The 2,401-nt window shown below is 67.6% G+C and carries 2 protein-coding genes and 2 pseudogenes; all 4 read left to right on the forward strand.

Translation table 11 applies throughout. From position 1 onward, the window contains the following. The coding region (locus LPZ50_RS24105; protein ID WP_230665371.1) for a copper chaperone PCu(A)C at positions 1-235 on the forward strand (235 nt) is incomplete at its 5' end. A 64-nt stretch (positions 236-299) separates the two neighbouring features. Further along, a pseudogene (locus tag LPZ50_RS24110) lies at positions 300-1,061 on the forward strand (glycine--tRNA ligase subunit beta); the annotation flags it as partial. Continuing rightward, positions 1,058-1,594 (forward strand): D-glycero-beta-D-manno-heptose 1,7-bisphosphate 7-phosphatase, encoded by a 537-nt coding sequence (gene gmhB / locus LPZ50_RS24115; protein WP_230665372.1) that lies wholly within the window; start codon positions 1,058-1,060, stop codon positions 1,592-1,594. The pseudogene LPZ50_RS24110 and the gene gmhB, both read left to right, overlap by 4 nt. Before the next feature lie 4 nt (positions 1,595-1,598). Then, positions 1,599-2,321 (forward strand): annotated as a pseudogene (locus tag LPZ50_RS24120) (lysophospholipid acyltransferase family protein); the annotation flags it as partial. Between the last annotated feature and the right edge of the window lie 80 nt (positions 2,322-2,401).

Here is a 2,401-nt window from a genome sequence, read left to right on the forward strand (position 1 = left end):
GATGCTGCACCAGACCGTCTCGAACGGCTCGACGCAGAAAATGGAAATGGTCGACAAGCTGACGATCCCCGCGCGCGGCAAGGTCGACATCGCGCCGGGCGGCTACCACTTCATGCTCGAGGAGCCGAAGCACGCGATCAAGCCCGGCGACACCGTGCACCTGCGCCTGAAGTTCTCCGACGGCGAAACGGTCGATGCGCCGTTCGCCGTGAAGTCGCCGGCACAGGCGAAGTGATGCGCGCGCGATGAACGTCCTGTACTGGCTCGATCCGTGGGAACCGTCGCCCACCGTCGTGATCGCGGTGCTGACCGCCGCCGTGCTGTTCATCGCCGAGCGCGCGGAAACCCTGGTGGGTATCTGGGGCATCGGCCTGGCGCCCACCGGCGAACGCGATCCCTTCGGCCTGCGCCGCGCCGCGCTGGGCCTGATCAGCGCCTTCGAACAACTGGCCGCCGGCGGGCTGCTGGCCGCCAGCGCCGACGGCCCGCTCACGCTCGACGGCCTGCTGGAACTGGCCGCCAGCACCTTCCCGGAAGGCAAGATCCCGGCCACCACCGTGCCCGAAGTACGGGCCTTTATCTACGAACGCTACCGCAACCAGTTGGCCTCCGAATTCGACCGCAATGCCGTCGACGCGGTCATCGCACTGGCGCCGCCGCTGCACCAGACCGGCGCGCGCGTGCGCGCCGTGACGGCCTTCGGCCAATTGCCCGAGGCCGCCAGCCTGGCCGCCGCCAACAAACGCATCGGCAACCTGCTGAAGAAAGCCGAAGGCGACATCGGCCTGGTGGACACCGCCCGCCTGACCGAACCCGCCGAACAGGCCCTGGCCGCCGCCGTGGCCACGCTGCGTCCGCAGGCCCAGGCCCAGCTGCAGGCGGGCGATTTCGCCGGCAGCCTCAGCACGCTGGCGCAGGCGCGCGAACCGGTGGACGCCTTCTTCGCCGACGTCATGGTCATGGCCGAAGATCCGGCCGTGCGCGCCAACCGCCTGGCGCTGCTGTCGCAGCTGCACGGCTTGATGAACCAGGTGGCTGACATTTCCAGGCTGGCACAGTGAAACTCATCGTCCTAGACCGCGACGGCGTCATCAATCAAGACAGCGACGCCTTCGTCAAGAACCCCGACGAATGGATTGCCCTGCCGGGCAGCCTGGCCGGCATCGCCCGCCTGTCGCAGGCGGGCTACACCGTGGTGGTGGCCACCAACCAGTCGGGCTTGGCGCGCGGCCTGTTCGACATGGCCATGCTCAACGCCATCCACGCCAAGCTGCATCGTGAACTCGGCCAGGCCGGCGGCGTCATCGATTCCATCTTCCTGTGCCCGCATGGCCCCGACGACGGCTGCCTGTGCCGCAAACCGCTGCCCGGCATGTACCACGACATCGCGCGCCGCTACGACGCCGACCTGGCCGGCGTGCCCGCCGTGGGCGATTCGCTGCGCGACCTGCAGGCCGCCGCCGCGGCCGGCTGCGCGCCCTGGCTGGTACTCACGGGCAACGGAGAAAAAGCCCGCCAGGGCACGCTGCCCGAAGGCACGCGCGTCGCCCGCGACCTGTCGGCCGTTGCCGACGCCCTGTTGCAGGACGCCTGAACCCATGCCCTGGCTGCGCTCGTTTTTCTATATGGTGTTCCTGGTGGTAACGGTAATTCCGTACGCCTTCGCCTGCATCCTGTGGGCACCGCTGCCGCTGCACACGCGCTACAGGCTTACCGTAGGCTGGCCACGGCTGGCCATCTGGGGCGCCAAGGTGTTCTGCGGCATACGCTGGCAGATCAAGGGCGCCCACAACCTGCCCGACGGCGGCTGCATCCTGCTGGCCAAGCACCAGTCGGCCTGGGAAACGCTGTTTTTCCCCGCGCACATGCCGCGCGAAGTCTGCTACGTGTACAAGAAAGAACTGCACATGCTGCCGTTCTTTGGCTGGGGCCTGGCGCTGCTGCGCATGATTCCCATCGACCGCGCCAAGGGCCGCGACGCCTTCGAACAAGTCATCCGGCAGGGCAAGGTGCGGCTTGAAGAAGGCCGTTGGCCGCTGCTGTTCCCGGAAGGCACGCGCGTGCCGCCGGGCCAGGCCGCGCGTTTCAAGATGGGCGGCGCGCTGCTGGCCTCGCGTACCGGCGCGGCCGTGATCCCGGTTGCGCTCAATTCGGGCGAATGCTGGCGCCGCAATGCCTTCGTCAAGCAGCCCGGGCTGATTACCGTCTCGTTCGGGCCCGCGATAGAATCGCAAGGGCTTTCCCCCGAAGACCTGAACGCCAAGGTGCAGGCCTGGATCGAAGGGGAAATGCGTGAACTGAATCCCGAAAGGTATGCCCAGCAACGGCCAGTAATGGCCCAGCAGGATGCCGACCGCAATGGCGAACAGCACCTGCACGTACAGCACCTGGTAGAACTTGG

The organism is Bordetella petrii (assembly GCF_020991325.1).
Classification (GTDB): Bacteria; Pseudomonadota; Gammaproteobacteria; order Burkholderiales; family Burkholderiaceae_B; genus Bordetella_A; species Bordetella_A petrii_E.